We start from the raw sequence: 16005 nt of genomic DNA, 5'->3' as shown, positions 1-16005 counted from the left end.
ATAGCGCTAGCCTTTTGTTGCTTTTTTTGTCCGTTTATTGGGCGAATTCCTCATGTCATTTTTATGTCAACTATATGTTTTATAAGGCGTTATTTCTTTGTTCTTGATGTTTTTTTCACGTCGATGGAAAAACATCAAGATGTCATTTATTGCGACACGCTGAGAATTTAACTTTACCTTTAGGACTTTGCTTTACCACCTCATTACTATGCCTGCCATCAAGTCGGCCATCCGCCAGCTATATGTGAAGCCGACTTATCTGAAAATTAATCAGGAGCAACTTGACCATGTCATCGAGCAAAAAAATCGGGCTTATCGCCTGTACCGGTGTTGTTGCCGGTAATATGATGGGGAGCGGCATTGCACTTCTACCTGCAAACCTGGCGAGTTTAGGTTCTATCGCCATTTTCGGCTGGATCATTTCTCTGGTTGGCGCCATGTCTCTGGCTTATGTTTATGCCCGACTGGCTACCAAGAACCCGCAGCAGGGTGGCCCGATTGCCTATGCTGGTGAGGTTGGCCCTGCATTCGGTTTCCAGACCGGTGTGCTTTACTACCACGCTAACTGGATCGGTAACCTGGCGATCGGTATCACCGCCGTCTCTTACCTCTCTACTTTCTTCCCGGTGTTGAACAGCCCGGTACCGGCCGGTATCGCCTGTATCGCCATCGTTTGGATCTTCACCTTCGTTAACATGCTGGGTGGTACCTGGGTGAGCCGTCTGACCACTATCGGTCTGGTTCTGGTACTGATCCCGGTTGTGGGCACCGCTATCGCTGGCTGGGCCTGGTTCGATCCGGCGGTTTATCACGCTAACTGGAATACCTCTGGCGGTACCGATACGCACGCCGTCGTCAAGAGTATCCTGCTGTGCCTGTGGGCGTTTGTTGGGGTTGAGTCTGCCGCGGTGAGTACCGGTATGGTGAAGAATCCGCAGCGTACCGTTCCGCTGGCGACTATGCTGGGGACCTGCCTGGCCGGTATCGTCTACATCGCCGCTACCCAGGTCATCGCCGGTATGTTCCCGGCCAGTGAGATGGCCGCTTCCGGTGCACCGTTCGCCGTCTCCGCTTCCGCGATGGTCGGTCACTGGGCTGCTCCGGTCGTGTCTGCCTTCACCGCATTCGCTTGCCTGACCTCACTGGGCTCCTGGATGATGCTGGTTGGCCAGGCGGGCGTTCGCGCCGCCAACGATGGCAACTTCCCGAAAGTATACGGCGAGCTGGATAAGAACGGCATTCCGAAGAAAGGCCTGCTGCTGGCTTCCGTGAAAATGACTGTCCTGATGGTGCTGATCACCATCCTGAACGCCAGCGGCGGTAAAGCCTCTGATCTGTTCGGCATGCTGACGGGCATCGCGGTTCTGCTGACCATGCTGCCGTACTTCTACTCTTGCGTTGACCTGATCCGCTTCGAAGGCGCCAACGTGAAGAACATCATGAGTCTGGTCGCTGCGGTATTGGGTTGCTGCTTCTGCTTCATCGCGCTGATGGGTGCGGGCAACATGGAGCTGTCCGGTACCTTCATCGTCAGCCTGATCATCCTGATGTTCTATGCACGCAAGATGAACACCCGCAAGGCACAGAATACTGAAAACAACAGTAACGCCGCGGCATAAGTAAATAAGCAACACGATTTCGTAATCCTAGCGATTACACACAGCAAGTAATTTAGCGACTTTATCCAGCCTCTCTCGACTATGACGCGTGCTAAGGCACGCTGAGAGAGGCCCGCATTTTGCCTGGAGAATTAAAGTATGAATATTATTGCCATCCTTAATCACATGGGTGTTTACTTCAAAGAAGAACCCATTCGTGAACTGCATAAGGCACTGGAAGCACAGAATTTTCAGATCGTTTATCCGAACGACCGTGAAGATCTGCTGAAACTGATCGACAACAACGCCCGTCTGTGCGGTGTCATCTTTGATTGGGATACCTACAACCTGGATCTGTGCCGTGACATCAGCGAGATGAACGAGCACCTGCCGGTTTACGCCTTCGCCAACACCCACTCTACCCTGGATGTTAGCCTGAGCGATCTGCGCCTGAACGTTGAATTCTTCGAATACGCCCTGGGTGCAGCCGAAGACATCGCCCTGAAAATCCGTCAGAGCACCGACGCTTACGTAGACGAAATCCTGCCGCCGCTGACCAAGGCGCTGTTCAACTACGTGAAAGAAGGCAAGTACACCTTCTGTACGCCGGGCCACATGGGCGGCACCGCGTTCCAGAAGAGCCCGGTAGGTAGCTTGTTCTATGATTTCTACGGCGCCAACGCCATGAAGTCTGACATCTCCATCTCCGTTTCCGAGCTGGGCTCTCTGTTGGACCACAGCGGTCCGCATAAAGAAGCCGAAGAGTACATCGCTCGTACCTTCAACGCTGAACGCAGCTACATGGTGACCAACGGTACGTCAACCGCCAACAAGATTGTTGGTATGTACTCCGCGCCGGCCGGCAGCACCATCATGATCGACCGTAACTGCCACAAGTCTCTGACTCACCTGATGATGATGAGCGACGTTACTCCGATCTACTTCCGTCCGACCCGTAACGCCTACGGTATCCTGGGTGGTATTCCGAAGAGCGAATTCACTCGTGAAACCATCGAAGAGCGTGTGAAGAACACCCCGAACGCCACCTGGCCGGTACACGCCGTAGTGACCAACTCCACCTACGACGGTCTGTTCTACAACGCGGAATACATCAAGAAGACCCTGGATGTTAAATCCATCCACTTCGACTCCGCTTGGGTGCCTTACACCAACTTCAGCCCGATCTACAAAGGCCTGTGCGGCATGAGTGGCGATCGTGTAGAAGGTAAGGTGATCTATGAAACCCAGTCTACTCACAAACTGCTGGCGGCCTTCTCTCAGGCATCCATGATCCACGTTAAGGGTGACATCAACGAAGAAACCTTCAACGAAGCGTTCATGATGCATACCTCTACCTCTCCGCACTACGGTATCGTGGCTTCCATCGAAACCGCTGCGGCGATGATGAAGGGGAATGCTGGTAAGCGCCTGATCAACGGTTCTATCGAACGTGCTATCCGCTTCCGTAAAGAGATCAAACGTCTGCGTTCCGAGTCTGATGGCTGGTTCTTCGACGTATGGCAGCCGGAGCACATCGACGAAGCGAAATGCTGGAACCTGGATCCGAAAGACTCTTGGCACGGCTTTAAAGACATCGATGAGAACCACATGTTCCTCGACCCGATCAAAGTCACGCTGTTGACGCCGGGGATGAAGGAAGATGGCACCATGGCGGATACCGGTATCCCGGCATCTATCGTGGCTAAGTACCTGGATGAGCATGGCATCATCGTTGAGAAGACCGGTCCGTACAACCTGTTGTTCCTGTTCAGCATCGGTATCGATAAGACCAAGGCGATGAGCCTGCTGCGTGGTCTGACCGACTTCAAACGTGCCTACGACCTGAACCTGCGCGTTAAGAACATGCTGCCTTCACTGTACCGTGAAGATCCGGAGTTCTATGAAAACATGCGTATTCAGGAACTGGCTCAGGGCATCCACGCACTGATTCAGCATCACAACCTGCCGGATCTGATGTACCGTGCCTTCGAAGTGCTGCCGACCATGGTGATGAACCCGCATAACGCCTTCCAGATGGAGCTGCGCGGTCAGACCGAAGAGGTTTACCTCGAAGAGATGATCGGCAAAGTTAACGCCAACATGATCCTGCCGTACCCGCCGGGAGTTCCGTTGGTCATGCCGGGTGAAATGCTGACCGAAGAAAGCCGTCCGGTGCTGGAGTTCTTGCAGATGCTGTGCGAGATCGGTGCTCACTACCCGGGCTTCGAAACCGACATCCACGGCGCCTATCGCCAGGCTGACGGTCGTTACACGGTGAAAGTGCTGAAAACCGAACAGCAGTAATCGCCGATGACCGAGGGCGCCCCATCAGGGGGCGCCCTTTATTTTTACCCTTATCGTATCCCCCCGCGTTCAGGGAGACTCTATGAAAACACCCTCACAACCGCGCGCAATCTACTATGTCGTAGCGCTGCAAATCTGGGAATACTTCAGCTTTTACGGCATGCGTGCGTTACTGATCCTCTATCTCACCCACCAACTCGGTTATAACGATACCCACGCCTTCGGCCTGTATAGCGCCTATGCCTCACTGGTCTATGTCACCCCGATCCTCGGCGGCATCTTGGCGGATAAACTGCTCGGTAACCGCGTCGCGGTGATCACCGGCGCCGCACTGATGACCCTGGGGCACGTCGTGCTGGGACTGAGCGCCGTCTCTCCATTCTCCCTCTATCTCGCCTTGGCCATCATCGTCTGTGGCTACGGTCTATTTAAATCGAATATCAGCTGCCTGCTCGGCGAACTCTACTCCGCAGAGGATCCGCGCCGTGACGGGGGCTTCTCCTTATTGTATGCGGCGGGTAATATTGGCTCGATCATAGCGCCGATTGCCTGTGGTCTGGCCGCCGAACAATATGGTTGGCACGTTGGCTTCGCGCTGGCGGGGATCGGCATGTTTGCCGGTCTGGTGATTTTTATCTGTGGACACCGCCACTTCCGCCATACCAAGGGAATGAACGGAGCGGCATTGCGCGCGCGTCAGGCGCTATTGCCTAATTGGGGATGGCTAGTATTGGTGTTGGCCCTCTCCCCACTGTTGGTCGCCGTGCTGTTCTGGCGCGATTGGTCCAGTTATGCCTTGGCCCTAGTCTGCGCCGGTGCGGTGATCCTGCTGGGCAATATCTTCCGCCGGGCAGACTCCGAACAGCGGCGCGGTCTGATACAGATCATGATCCTGATGGTGCTGGGCACCCTATTCTGGGCCTTCGCTCAGCAAGGCGGCAGCTCTATCAGCCTGTTTATCGACCGTTTCGTCGATCGCCATCTGTTTTCCTTCACCGTACCGACGGCATTGTTCCAGTCGGTCAATGGCGGTGCGGTGATGATCAGTGGCGTGGTGCTGGCCTGGCTGGTCAGTGAGCGTAGCGGTGGTAACCGTATCTTGCGTATCTGGGGCAAGTTTGCTCTCGGGCTGGCGTTGATCGGCGCCGGTTTCGGCATCCTCACGTTCAATGCGCGCTGGGCGGCGCTGCATGGTCAAGCCTCGATGGGGCTGACGGTGTTGGGCCTGGCGGTGATGGGATGCGCAGAACTGTTTATCGATCCGGTCGCCATGGCGCAGATCACGCGCCTGAAGATCCCCGGGGTGACGGGCGTCCTCACCGGGATCTATATGCTGGCGACCGGATCGGTAGCCAACTACTTGGCCGGGATCATCGCCAATCAGACCGCCGAGTCCAGTTTTGCCCATGGCGGCGAGGCGTTGACCCATTCGGTGATGGCCTATGCCAAGGTGTTTAGCGACATCGCCTGGGGGGCATTGGGCTGTGTGCTGCTGGTTGCCGTGATTTGGCTGGTCAATTGGTTGCTGCTGCGCCGCGTCGCGCCACAGACTGTGTCAGAATAAAGGAGGTGCCGCCATTGCGCGGCCCCTCGCATGCGCGCCAGCGTACGCGGCCATTCTGTGAGTGACGGGGCTTGCTTCTCGGCGGATTGCTGGTTAACGTGCTGATACTTATCGATGCAGGGCGGTGCAAGCCGCAAATATTCCCATGAATACCCTAGATATCCAGATGCATATCGCCGACAAGTTAGCCGGGCGGCGGCATCTGTTGGTCGCCTTCAGTGGCGGCCTGGACTCCACGGTGCTGCTGCATGCGCTGGTGCAGTTGCGCGCCACACGGCTTCCCCAGCTTCATCTGCGGGTGGTGCATGTGCATCACGGGTTGAGTCCCTTCGCCGATCAGTGGGTGGAGCACTGCGAGTCGGTCTGTCATCACTGGCAGGTGCCGCTGCATGTGTTGCACGTACAGGTCGACACCCAACGCAATAGCGTCGAGGCGGCGGCCCGCGACGCGCGCTATCGCGCCATTGCGGCGTTGATTGCCAGTCATGAAACACTGTTGACCGCTCAACATCTAGACGATCAGTGTGAAACCTTCCTGCTGGCGCTGAAGCGCGGCAGTGGGCCGACCGGCCTGTCGGCGATGGCCGAAAGCATGCCTTTCTTCGCCACTGAACAGCGGCGTCCGCTGTTGGCATTGTCCCGCCGTCAGCTACTGAGTTATGCCCAGGCCCATGATCTGACCTGGGTCGAAGATGATAGCAACGCCGATGCCCGCTTCGACCGTAACTTCCTGCGTATGCGCATCGTGCCGCTGTTGCGCGCCCGCTGGCCACACTTCTCCGAGGCGGTGGCGCGCAGCGCTAGCCTGTGTGCGGAGCAGGAGCAATTGCTGGATGAGCTGTTGCTGGAGTCGTTACAGGCATTAATGAATGAGGATGATTCGCTGAGCATCGATGGGCTGCTGCCGTTGTCGGAGGCCAAACGTTATGCGTTGCTGCGCCGCTGGATCGCCTGTTTTGGCGTCACCATGCCGACCCGTGAGCAGCTACAGCGCCTGTGGCATGAGGTGGCGTTGGCGCGCGAGGATGCCGAGCCGCAACTGCATCTGGCTCATAGTCAGATCCGACGCTTCCGCCGCCGACTTTACCTATTGCCGGCGATGCGTTCGTTACGTGATGAGGTATTGCCATGGGTGCCGAGCCAGCCCTTGAGCCTGCCCGATGGGCTGGGGGAATTGCAACTGGGGCCACGCGGGATCGCCGTTCGCGCGCCAGCGGCTGACGAGGCGGTCTCCATCCGTTTCTGTGCGCAAGGCGTACTGCGTATCGTCGGTCGGCGCCACTCCCGGTCAATTAAAAAAATCTGGCAGGAGTTACATATTCCCCCCTGGGAACGTGAGCGTACGCCGATGCTGTATTATGGTGAGTGTCTGATCGCCGCCTTAGGGGTCTTCGTGACCCAAGAAGGGCAAGCCCTCAGCGACGAGACGGCGTGGCATATTCATTGGACGAAAGACTGGATGTAACCGGCGGGCGTAGTGTGTCCCCCCGAATGAGGAGACGGAGATGAAATGGAGACAGAGTGGGGCGCTGGTGTTGGCGTTGGCCGCGTCGTCCTGGGTCTACGCGGCGGGGGATAGCGTCGCCGGACAGCAAAAGTCGGCCACCTGTGTGGCCTGTCATGGCGCGCAGGGGCAGGGCTTACCGCCGATGTATCCGGCACTGGCCGGGCAGCGTGCCAGCCAACTGATCGAGGCGATGCAGGGCTATAAAAACGGTACGCGCCGCGGAGGGCAAGCGGCGATCATGGCGGCCTATCTGGCGCCGCTGAACAGCCAAGATATCGAAAACATTGCCGCTTACTATGCGAGTCTGAAACCGTTGGCTAAGCCGTGAGTGGCAGGGCGCACAGATGCGCCCCACCCAAGAGCTGAATATAGCCGTTACGATAGGCTAATCGTGATGGTACCTAATTGGGGATGGCTGAAGCTGGCGATGTGATCCAGACGCAGTTCGCGCCGTTGGTCCTGATGGGTGATCAGCAAATACTCCACATGTTTGCGTGAGATAAGGTCGCTCGCCAGGCCCTCCAGCGTTTCGCCATTACGCAGGACGATGTGTAAAACCAGCTGATGCTGGCAGGCGAGTTCCAGATTGTCGTAATCATCACAATTGATGGCTTGGTACTCTTCAGTCGTCGACATAATCACTCACCAATAAGTTCGCGGCGGCATAGGCCGCCTGTTCCCTAACGGCTGGCGGCAGCTGTTCATCGGCTGCGACCGCATCCAGTGCCTTCAAGGCACACCCTATTGCATCGGGGATATAACCGAGATCCCCGCTGGCGATCTCGGCATATCTACGCCGAACCAACGCAGAGTACTGTTGCAACGTCTTCTCCTATAGAGCGTAACCCGCGGGTGCTATCTGGCAAGGCCGCCGTCGTGACGGCAGACTCGCCTAGATGATCTTCTGCGACTATATCACAGCCCTGTGTGCCTCGGCAGCGGGAGCACGCGGAGCGCGGCGATAAAAAATGCGCTTTTCTTTCGGCCTGGATTCGTGCCGCCGGGTAAAAACGGGTAAAATGGCGTAAAGATACGAAACGGGGAAGCTAATGGCACTGAAGGCAACGATTTATAAGGCCAATGTCAACATCGCCGACATGGATCGGCACCACTATCAAGATGCGGCACTGACCTTAGCTCAGCATCCTTCAGAAACGGCGCAGCGCATGATGCTGCGTCTGCTGGCTTGGTGTTGCCATGCGGATGAACGCCTGACCTTCACCAAGGGCTTATCTGCGGACGATGAGCCGGAGCTGTGGCTACGTAACGATTATAACGGTATTGAACTGTGGATCGAGTTAGGGCTGCCGGATGAGAAACGTCTCAAAAAGGCTTGTGCGCTATCGCGTCAGGTGGTGCTGTACGCCTATAGTGAGCGGGCGGCGCGTGTCTGGTGGCAACAGAACCAGTCACGTCTCAGTTCGTTGCGTTCGTTGAGCATCTATTTTATCGCCGACCAGGCGTTGAACCAGTTGGCTGCGTTGGCGGCGCGCACTATGGCGCTGCACATTACGTGCCAAGAGGGGCAGATGTGGGTTTCCGATGCCGAGCGCAGCGTCGAGATCACGCTGGACGTGTGGCAACAGGGCGCGGCCTGAGATGTTGCAGATTAATGCGCGTCTGGCGCTCCCCGAGCGGGAGATCGTTCTGAGTGCGATCCGCGCTCAGGGCAATGGCGGGCAAAACGTCAATAAGGTCTCCAGCGCTATCCATCTGCGCTTCGATATTCGCGCCTCCAGCCTGCCGCCGGCGTATCAGCAGCGGCTGTTGGCGATGCAGCACCATTGGATTACGGACGACGGCATCGTGGTCATTAAGGCCCAGTCGTTCCGTACTCAGGAACAGAATCGGGCCGATGCCTTGGCGCGCCTGGCGGCCTTGATCCGCCAGGCGGGCGTGGTCGACAAAATCCGTCGCCCCACGGCACCGAGCCGGAGCGCTCGGCGGCGCCGCACCGATGCAAAGAGTCGGCGCGGGGCGGTGAAATCATTACGCGCGAAGGTGTTGTTGGAGTAGTCGCGCCTTGCCTTTAGGGGAGCGAGCCGTCTCGTCGAGTCGAGCGGCTGGCTGCATGCCCCCTTTGCGTTGTTATTCGTTGACACAGTAGGAGATAAACTGTGGGAAAACTGGCTATTTCGCTGCTGTTGGCGGCGGGGGGGCTGACATTATTCGGCTGTCATGCGCGTACGCAATATGCCGAACAACCCCTGGTACCGATGGCGCAGAGTTTTCAGGGCATGTTGCCGTGCGCTGACTGTGGCGGTATGGAGATGTCGTTATTCTTGGATAAGGATGGTAGCTTTGTCCTTAAGTCGACTTATCGCGCGACGCGCGAGGGGGATCGGAGCTTCGCCGAATATGGGCGTTGGCAGCGAACCGCCGACCGCCTGGTCTTGATCGGCAGCGATGGGGAGAAGCGCTATTTCCGTCCCGTGGGGAACGACATGCGTCTGCTGGATAGCAGCGGCAACGAGATCGACTCGCCATTTAATTACACCTTGAAAGCCTCAACCTCACCGTTGCCGGTGACGGCGATGACGTTCAAGGGGATGTACCTCTATATGGGGGACGCGACCACCTTTCACGACTGTGCCACCAATAACGTTTATCCGGTAAGCTCGACGGCGGCATTGGAGCAGGCCTACCGGAATGCGCGTCCGTCGCCGGGCAAGGCGGTTTATGTCGAGATAGAGGGGCACTTCGCGGTGCTGCCCTCGATGGAGGAGGGACAGGTCGCTAAGACCCTGGTGCCGGACGGCGAGGCCCGTTTTGATGCCAGCGGCCATTGTCGCTAAAAGAGGCGGGCGGCGGCCCGCTTATATTTTGTCGCGGTGGTAGAGCTGGACAAACTTATCCCACAGTTGCTCTTCGCTCTCGGCGTGGGCCGGATCGGGAATGATAGTGTTGTCGATTGGGCACACCTTAAGGCAGGTCGGTTCGTCATAGTGGCCGACACACTCGGTACAGCGCGCCGGATCGATTTGGTAGATCTGCGCCCCCATCGAAATGGCTTGATTGGGGCACTCCGGTTCGCACATGTCGCAGTTGATGCACTTCTTGGTAATCAGTAACGCCATTCTTATCTCTTAAAATCTATTAAATATCATCATGATACGTAGATTTCATCCCTGTATGTCATCGCTCGCGCCGTATTCTTGCACAGTCCGGCTGAGATTGAAAAAGCTTTCTACGCGTCCCCTGCGGCCTCATAGCAGCGTCTTGACCAAATCGCGACTATCGCGAATATGCTGGCAGGCGAGGTCGGCGTTCTGCTGCACCAGCCCCATATACAGCAGATCGGTCAGTGCACTTTGGGCGATGCGCGAGGCGATGGCCGTTGTCTGGATGGCGTGATCGTCGGTGACGGTATACAGCGTCAGGTCGGCTAACTCTTGCAACGAGTTGGGCGAGAAACCGGTCAGGGCTAACACTTGGGCTCCGCAACGCCGCGCCATGGCGGCGGCAGTGTTGACCTCTTTGCGTTCGCCGCTGTAGGAGATGGCCATCAATACATCTGCTGCCTGCATCGCATGCGCACAGGCTATTTGAACATGCGCATCCGATTCGGCATAGGCGGCCATGCCGATCTGCATCAGCTTATTGGCGAAGTCCTTGGCGACTAAACCCGAGGCCCCGAGGCCGGCGATGATGATGCGTCGGGCGTTGAGCAACATCGTCAGTGCCTGTTGTAGTTGCTCTTCATGGTTAATGGTCATGGTGGCTTGCAGGGCGGCGATCTTCTCCGCCATCAACTTCTCACCGACCAGCTTGAGTGCGTCATGGCGCAAAATACCGTGGTGTATCGGCGTCTCTCCACTTGGCGTCTGATGGCGCATGAGATAGGCAGCGATATCCTGTTTCAACGCCGGGAAGCCGCGGAACCCCAGCTTTTGTGCGAACTTCACCACGCTGGACTGGCTGACGCCCAACGTATCGGCCAGCTCCTGGGAACTCAACTTCACTAAGCGCTCCGGTGAGGCAAGGACAAAGTCCGCCAGTTTGCGCTCATTTTGCGCCAGTGAATGATAAAGCTGCTTTATTCTCACCAGACTGCTCATAAATATCCCCTTTGCATGCCAGCCGATAGTTTGCCATAGTCGACGCGCTGAGCATAAATTCTGCTGGCTATTGTGATCGTATACCACCGCGGCGCGGGGTTGCGCGTCTTGGTGGGGGGGAGAAGAGGAGGGCGGGCGATGTCACCACGGCATCCTGCGACACGTCGACAGGTATTTTTCGATTTAGACGGTACCTTGCACCGCCAAGATTTGTTCGGCTGCTTTTTACGTTTCCTACTGTGGCGTCTGCCGGTCAATTGGCCCCTGGTGTTACTGTGTCTACCGTTGGTCGCCGTGGGGTTGTTGCTCGGTGGTCGGGCGGCTCGGCGGCCGATCAGCCTGTTGCTGTGGAGCATCACCGTCGGCCATCGCGAGTCACACTTGCGTGCGTTGGAGGCCGCGTTCGTCGTCGCGTTTCGTCCCCGTCTACAGCCCTTTCCCTTGGTACTGGCGCGCTTAGCGCATTATCTCGCTTGCCCGGAGACGCAAGTCTGGCTGCTGACCGGTTCACCCCAACAACTGGTCGAGCAGGTCTACCGTGATAGCGGCCTGTTACCGGGGCTGACGCTGATCGGCTCACAGATGCGTTATTGCTATGGCGGCTGGACGTTGACGCGTCGTTGCTTGGGGCGGGAGAAAGTGCGCCTGTTGGAGCAGAGACTAGGTCGTCCACTTCAGTTGTATAGCGGTTATAGCGACAGCCGCCAGGATGACGCGGTATTGCACCACTGCCGATTCCGTTATCGGGTGGCATCTGACGGCGCATTGCGGCGGCTGCCTTGAGTCGGACGTCCCCCTCTGCCGGGGGACGCGGGGCTGGCGTTACAGCGCGGCGCGGAAGATCGCCACAATCTCTGCCTGGCTAGCCTGGATCGGGTTGGTCAAGCCACAGGCGTCTTTCAACGCGTTGTTGGCCAGCGTCGCCAGATCTTCTTCTCGCACCTTCAACTCAGCCAGACCGGCCGGGATCGCGACATCTTGCGCCAGGCGGCGGATCGCCGCGATGCAGGCATCGGCGCCCTGTTCATCGCTCATTCCTTGTACCTCAACCCCCATCGCCGCGGCGATATCCTTCAGCCGTCCTGCGCAGACGCGCGCGTTAAACGCCTGGACATGAGGCAGCAGTATCGCGTTGCAGACGCCATGCGGCAGATCATAGAAGCCACCCAACTGATGGGCCATAGCGTGCACATAGCCCAGCGAGGCATTGTTGAAGGCCATGCCGGCGAGGAATTGAGCATAGGCCATGGCTTCACGTGCCGCCATATCGCCGCCATCATTCACGGCGTTGCGTAGGTGTGCGCTGATCATGCTCACCGCTTTCAGCGCGCAAGTGTCGGTGATCGGGGTCGCGGCGGTTGAGACATAAGCCTCGACAGCGTGGGTCAGGGCATCCATTCCGGTGGCAGCAGTCAGTCCTTTCGGCATGCCGCGCATCAAGGTGGGATCGTTGACCGAGAGGATCGGCGTGACATGTTTGTCTACGATGGCCATCTTAATATGGCGCTGCACGTCAGTGATGATGCAGAAGCGTGTCATTTCAGAGGCGGTGCCGGCGGTGGTGTTGATGGCGATCAGCGGCAGTTGCGGGTGCTGCGAGCGGTCCACCCCTTCGTAATCGCGGATATCCCCGCCGTTGGTCGCCACCAGGGCGATCCCCTTGGCGCAGTCATGCGGCGAGCCGCCCCCCAAAGAGATCACACAATCGCACTGCCGTTCGCGCAGCAACGCCAGTCCGTCGACCACGTTTTCGGTCGTGGGATTAGGGTGGGTGCCGTCATAGACGGCGCTTTGGATACCGACCTCGCTCAGCAAGGCTTGTACCTCGCCGACGACGCCGAGGCGATTGAGTACGCTATCGGTGACGATCAAGGCTTGACGGTAGCCATATTCTTTCATCGTGGCGACGGCTTCATTCAAACAGCCGCTGCCGATCATGTTCACACTGGGAATGAAAAACGTTGAGGTTGCCATCGACAACTCCTTTCGTGTTATTTAATTAACATGAAAGATAGCCTTTTCTTGGCGAATTACAGCGATCTTGCGCACGGAATGATGAAAATTAAATGTTTAGGTAACTAACAAATGTATTTCTTTTGTATTATCTTGCCATTACTTATTGATTATTTGTTTGTTTTTATTATGGTTGGCGTTATGCGCTTCGTGTGATGGGCGGGGGGACGCCAGCCAGACGGTGTTTGCCATGATGGCGTGCACCGTCGGTTAGCTATGTGATTATTTTACCATCTCTTGGCTTTTCGCCACCTGCTTCAAGCCGCCTTCATTGATGGCGTGCTGGTAACCCATGGCTTGCAGGCGCTGTTGTGCCAGACCGGACTGATGCCCGCTGTTGCAGTACAGATGGAGCGTGTCATTTTTATCTTGCGTCAGGCTGGCAATACGCTGATCCAACTGGTTAAGGGGAATGTTGTGGGCGCCTTTGACATGCTCTTGCTGGTACTGCTCCGGCACACGAACATCGATCCAGTACTCTGCGGCCCAAAGGGGGGCAGAGGCGGTCAGTAGGCCAGCCAGCAATAGTGATTGTTTCATGCGCCGAATTTGTGCAAGCATTCAGTTATCTCCGGTAATTAATTGTAATTGAATGACGATGGAGCGATGCATCGTCTTGCATGGCGCGGCATCATCCGCCGAGCCATAGGCAGCATATAATATGCTGGCATAGTTTCCACCGTCTGCTGCTAAGCCAGCAAAATTAAAATAGCGCTAACGGGTGAAGGGGGCTGTGTATAATGCGCGCCGGAAACCGAAGGGGGAAGGTGTGACGCAACACGATGATAGTTACTGGATGCGCCAAGCGTTGGCGCTGGCGGAGCGGGCCCGCGCACAGGGAGAAGTGCCGGTCGGTGCCGTATTGGTGCTGGACGATCGGGTGATCGGCGAGGGCTGGAATCGGCCGATTACCCGCCATGATCCGACGGCTCATGCGGAGATCATGGCTCTACAACAGGGGGGGGCAGTGCTCCAGAACTATCGCCTGCTGGACGCAACCTTGTACGTGACGCTGGAGCCGTGCGTGATGTGTGCCGGGGCGATGGTGCATAGCCGCATTCGGCGTCTGGTATACGGCGCGAGCGATCATAAAACCGGTGCCGCCGGCTCGCTACTCGATGTGTTCGCTCACCCGGGAATGAATCACCGGATCGCGGTGTGTGGCGGGGTGTTGGCCGAGGCGTGCGCGGCACAGTTGAGCGATTTCTTCCGCCAACGCCGAGCCGAGCAACGCGCCGAGCGTCAGGCTCGGCGCCAGAGGGCGCCCGATGAGGGCGTGCAGGGTTAGCGGGAGGTTACAGCGTGAGACGACCGAGGCTGAGCGGTAGCGCGGAGCCAGTGCGTTGCGCCAGCAGCGCTAGGCGGGTGGCCTCGGCCGCCTCGCGTTTTTCCTTTTCTTGCAGATAGCCGCGCAGGCTCACGGTATAGCGGCGGATATTCTCCACATACTGATAAGCCTCGTGGCCGCGGGCATAGCCATAGTTGAGCCGCTGGTAGTATTTCCTCTGGCTCAACAGCGGCAAACGTTGTTTTACGTCAGCCCAACTGTCAGGATCGCCGCCTTGCTGCTGGGTCAATTGGCGAACATCCAACATATGGCCGTAGCCCATGTTATAGGCGGCCAGGGCAAACCAGATCCGCTCATCCTCAGGAATACTCTCTGGTAGCTTGGCCATCAGGCGCTCCAGGTAGAGCGAACCACCGGCGATGCTCTCCTCGGGGTCGAGGCGATCCTTGACTCCCAACCCTTCGGCGGTAGCCCGCGTCAGCATCATCAGGCCGCGCACCCCGGTCGGCGATGTCGCCTGCGGATTCCAATGCGACTCCTGATAAGAAACGGCTGCCAACAGGCGCCAGTCCATTTTGCGCGCATGCTGGGTGAAGAACTCCTGCAAGGTCGGTAACACGTTGTCGATGGCGGCGAGGAAGGTGCGGGTATCCACATAGTCGAAGCTACCGACATGGCCGATATACTTCTCCTCTAGGCGCGCCAAGGTACCGTCTTCGGCACTCTGGCTAAAGAAGTCGAGCATCGCCGCATACAGACTGTCATCGTCGTTACGTTTGAGATACCACATCACCGGCTCTTCATCGCTGATATCGAAAGCCACAGCCACTTGGGGATGGATACGCTGGAACAGCGCGATCACCATCGAGTCGGCCACCGTATAGTCCAGCTTACCGTCGGCCACCTGCTTGAGCAGATCATTGGCCGAGAGGCGCTCGCTATGCTGCCACTGTAACTGAGGATACTTCGCCTGGCGATAGTGGTTCAGGGTGGTGATATGCGCCGAACCGGATTGAACCTTGAGGGTGCCATTCAGCTCGCCGAGGTTACGCGGACGCACCTTCCCCTGGCGATACACCAACTGCTGCGAGACAGAATAGTAGGTCGGCCCGGTGCGGTAATGCTGTAGGCGTTCACTGTTGTAGAGCAACCCGGCGGCGATCAGATCGGCATCATTGCCATCCAGATCATCGAACAGCTTCGGCAGGGCCGGACGCACAGTTACGCGCAGCTTCACCCCCAAATAGTCGGCGAAGCGTTTAGCCAGCTCATAATCCAACCCGGAGAGCGTGTTGCCTTCGCGCTGGTAACTGAGCGGAGAGATGATGGTGCTGACGCGCAGCTCGCCGCGATCGAGAACCTGCTGTAGCTGGTTTTCATTGCCGCTGCGCCACGGAATGTTGGGCCACAGGGCTAACGCTAAAAGCGCGCAGACAATACCGATAAGGTAATAATTATATTTTATACGTTTCAAATAGTTATCCCATGACGGTCTAGCGGGATGCGAGTGCTGGTGTTAAACGTGGAATAAAGGTCAAACCAAAAAAACAGGCGCATTTTGCTTAACAAAACGCCAGTGTGCAACTTTAACCGCATTTTGGGTCAATAAATAAGCGGCGGGCGCGATTTACAAGAAAGGCTACGCAAACGGTTTCGTCGGCGCGGGAGATTCT

At 57.2% G+C, this 16005-nt stretch carries 17 protein-coding genes; 10 read left to right on the top strand and 7 right to left on the bottom strand.

Annotated elements, in window-relative coordinates; genetic code table 11:
* Positions 1-287 precede the first annotated feature (287 nt).
* The 5 genes from cadB (at position 288) to EHO01S_RS12310 (ending at position 7301) form a co-directional block, all read left to right on the top strand.
* Positions 288-1619: a cadaverine/lysine antiporter gene (gene cadB, locus EHO01S_RS12330; RefSeq protein WP_024524240.1), complete on the top strand. Its 1332-nt coding sequence runs from the start codon at positions 288-290 to the stop codon at positions 1617-1619.
* Between the two features lie 138 nt (positions 1620-1757).
* Entirely contained in the window at positions 1758-3902 is a 2145-nt protein-coding gene (locus tag EHO01S_RS12325; protein ID WP_024524239.1) for a lysine decarboxylase CadA, read from the top strand.
* 82 nt (positions 3903-3984) lie between these two features.
* Positions 3985-5466, top strand: a complete 1482-nt coding sequence (gene dtpD, locus EHO01S_RS12320; RefSeq protein WP_024524238.1) for a dipeptide permease DtpD — start codon at positions 3985-3987, stop codon at positions 5464-5466.
* A 145-nt stretch (positions 5467-5611) separates the two neighbouring features.
* Positions 5612-6931, top strand: coding sequence for a tRNA lysidine(34) synthetase TilS (tilS, locus tag EHO01S_RS12315; RefSeq protein WP_024524237.1), 1320 nt, complete (start codon positions 5612-5614; stop codon positions 6929-6931).
* Positions 6932-6971: 40 nt separating this feature from the next.
* Positions 6972-7301, top strand: coding sequence for a c-type cytochrome (locus EHO01S_RS12310; protein WP_024524236.1), 330 nt, complete (start codon positions 6972-6974; stop codon positions 7299-7301).
* 47 nt (positions 7302-7348) lie between these two features.
* Here the strand turns inward: EHO01S_RS12310 and rof are convergent, their stop codons facing one another.
* Positions 7349-7609, bottom strand: coding sequence for a Rho-binding antiterminator (gene rof / locus EHO01S_RS12305; protein WP_024524235.1), 261 nt, complete (start codon positions 7607-7609; stop codon positions 7349-7351).
* Entirely contained in the window at positions 7596-7796 is a 201-nt protein-coding gene (locus EHO01S_RS12300) for a YaeP family protein (RefSeq protein WP_012847630.1), read from the bottom strand. Before EHO01S_RS12300 ends, rof begins: the two co-directional genes overlap by 14 nt.
* 226 nt (positions 7797-8022) lie before the next feature.
* Here EHO01S_RS12300 and EHO01S_RS12295 point away from each other — a divergent pair, with 226 nt between their 5' ends.
* The 3 genes from EHO01S_RS12295 to nlpE all read left to right on the top strand — a co-directional run bounded on the left by EHO01S_RS12295 (position 8023) and on the right by nlpE (position 9768).
* Entirely contained in the window at positions 8023-8571 is a 549-nt protein-coding gene (locus EHO01S_RS12295; RefSeq protein WP_024524234.1) for a YaeQ family protein, read from the top strand.
* A gap of 1 nt (position 8572) precedes the next feature.
* Positions 8573-8989 carry an alternative ribosome rescue aminoacyl-tRNA hydrolase ArfB gene (gene arfB / locus EHO01S_RS12290; protein WP_024524233.1) on the top strand — a complete coding sequence of 139 codons (417 nt, stop codon included), beginning with the start codon at positions 8573-8575 and terminating at the stop codon, positions 8987-8989.
* A gap of 101 nt (positions 8990-9090) precedes the next feature.
* Positions 9091-9768: an envelope stress response activation lipoprotein NlpE gene (gene nlpE / locus EHO01S_RS12285; protein WP_024524232.1), complete on the top strand. Its 678-nt coding sequence runs from the start codon at positions 9091-9093 to the stop codon at positions 9766-9768.
* Between the two features lie 21 nt (positions 9769-9789).
* Here the strand turns inward: nlpE and EHO01S_RS12280 are convergent, their stop codons facing one another.
* Both EHO01S_RS12280 and EHO01S_RS12275 read right to left on the bottom strand, forming a co-directional pair.
* Positions 9790-10050: a YfhL family 4Fe-4S dicluster ferredoxin gene (locus EHO01S_RS12280; RefSeq protein WP_024524231.1), complete on the bottom strand. Its 261-nt coding sequence runs from the start codon at positions 10048-10050 to the stop codon at positions 9790-9792.
* 129 nt (positions 10051-10179) lie between these two features.
* Complete coding sequence (locus EHO01S_RS12275) at positions 10180-11031, bottom strand: MurR/RpiR family transcriptional regulator (RefSeq protein ID WP_024524230.1); 852 nt, start codon at positions 11029-11031, stop codon at positions 10180-10182.
* Between the two features lie 138 nt (positions 11032-11169).
* Here EHO01S_RS12275 and yfhb point away from each other — a divergent pair, with 138 nt between their 5' ends.
* Complete coding sequence (gene yfhb, locus EHO01S_RS12270) at positions 11170-11814, top strand: phosphatidylglycerophosphatase C (RefSeq protein ID WP_024524229.1); 645 nt, start codon at positions 11170-11172, stop codon at positions 11812-11814.
* A 39-nt stretch (positions 11815-11853) separates the two neighbouring features.
* Here the strand turns inward: yfhb and yiaY are convergent, their stop codons facing one another.
* Together yiaY and pspE are read right to left on the bottom strand one after the other, a co-directional pair.
* Positions 11854-13005: an L-threonine dehydrogenase gene (gene yiaY, locus EHO01S_RS12265; protein WP_024524228.1), complete on the bottom strand. Its 1152-nt coding sequence runs from the start codon at positions 13003-13005 to the stop codon at positions 11854-11856.
* Between the two features lie 261 nt (positions 13006-13266).
* Positions 13267-13605 (bottom strand): thiosulfate sulfurtransferase PspE, encoded by a 339-nt coding sequence (pspE, locus tag EHO01S_RS12260; protein WP_035370548.1) that lies wholly within the window; start codon positions 13603-13605, stop codon positions 13267-13269.
* Between the two features lie 208 nt (positions 13606-13813).
* Between pspE and tadA the strand changes: the two genes are divergently transcribed.
* Positions 13814-14332: a tRNA adenosine(34) deaminase TadA gene (gene tadA, locus EHO01S_RS12255; protein WP_024524226.1), complete on the top strand. Its 519-nt coding sequence runs from the start codon at positions 13814-13816 to the stop codon at positions 14330-14332.
* A 7-nt stretch (positions 14333-14339) separates the two neighbouring features.
* Here the strand turns inward: tadA and mltF are convergent, their stop codons facing one another.
* Complete coding sequence (mltF, locus tag EHO01S_RS12250) at positions 14340-15806, bottom strand: membrane-bound lytic murein transglycosylase MltF (RefSeq protein ID WP_024524225.1); 1467 nt, start codon at positions 15804-15806, stop codon at positions 14340-14342.
* Between the last annotated feature and the right edge of the window lie 199 nt (positions 15807-16005).

This window comes from Edwardsiella hoshinae NBRC 105699 = ATCC 33379 (assembly GCF_000474215.1).
Classification (GTDB): Bacteria; Pseudomonadota; Gammaproteobacteria; order Enterobacterales; family Enterobacteriaceae; genus Edwardsiella; species Edwardsiella hoshinae.
Note: the sequence above shows the minus strand (reverse complement) of the source record. Positions and strands in the feature narration are given on the sequence as shown.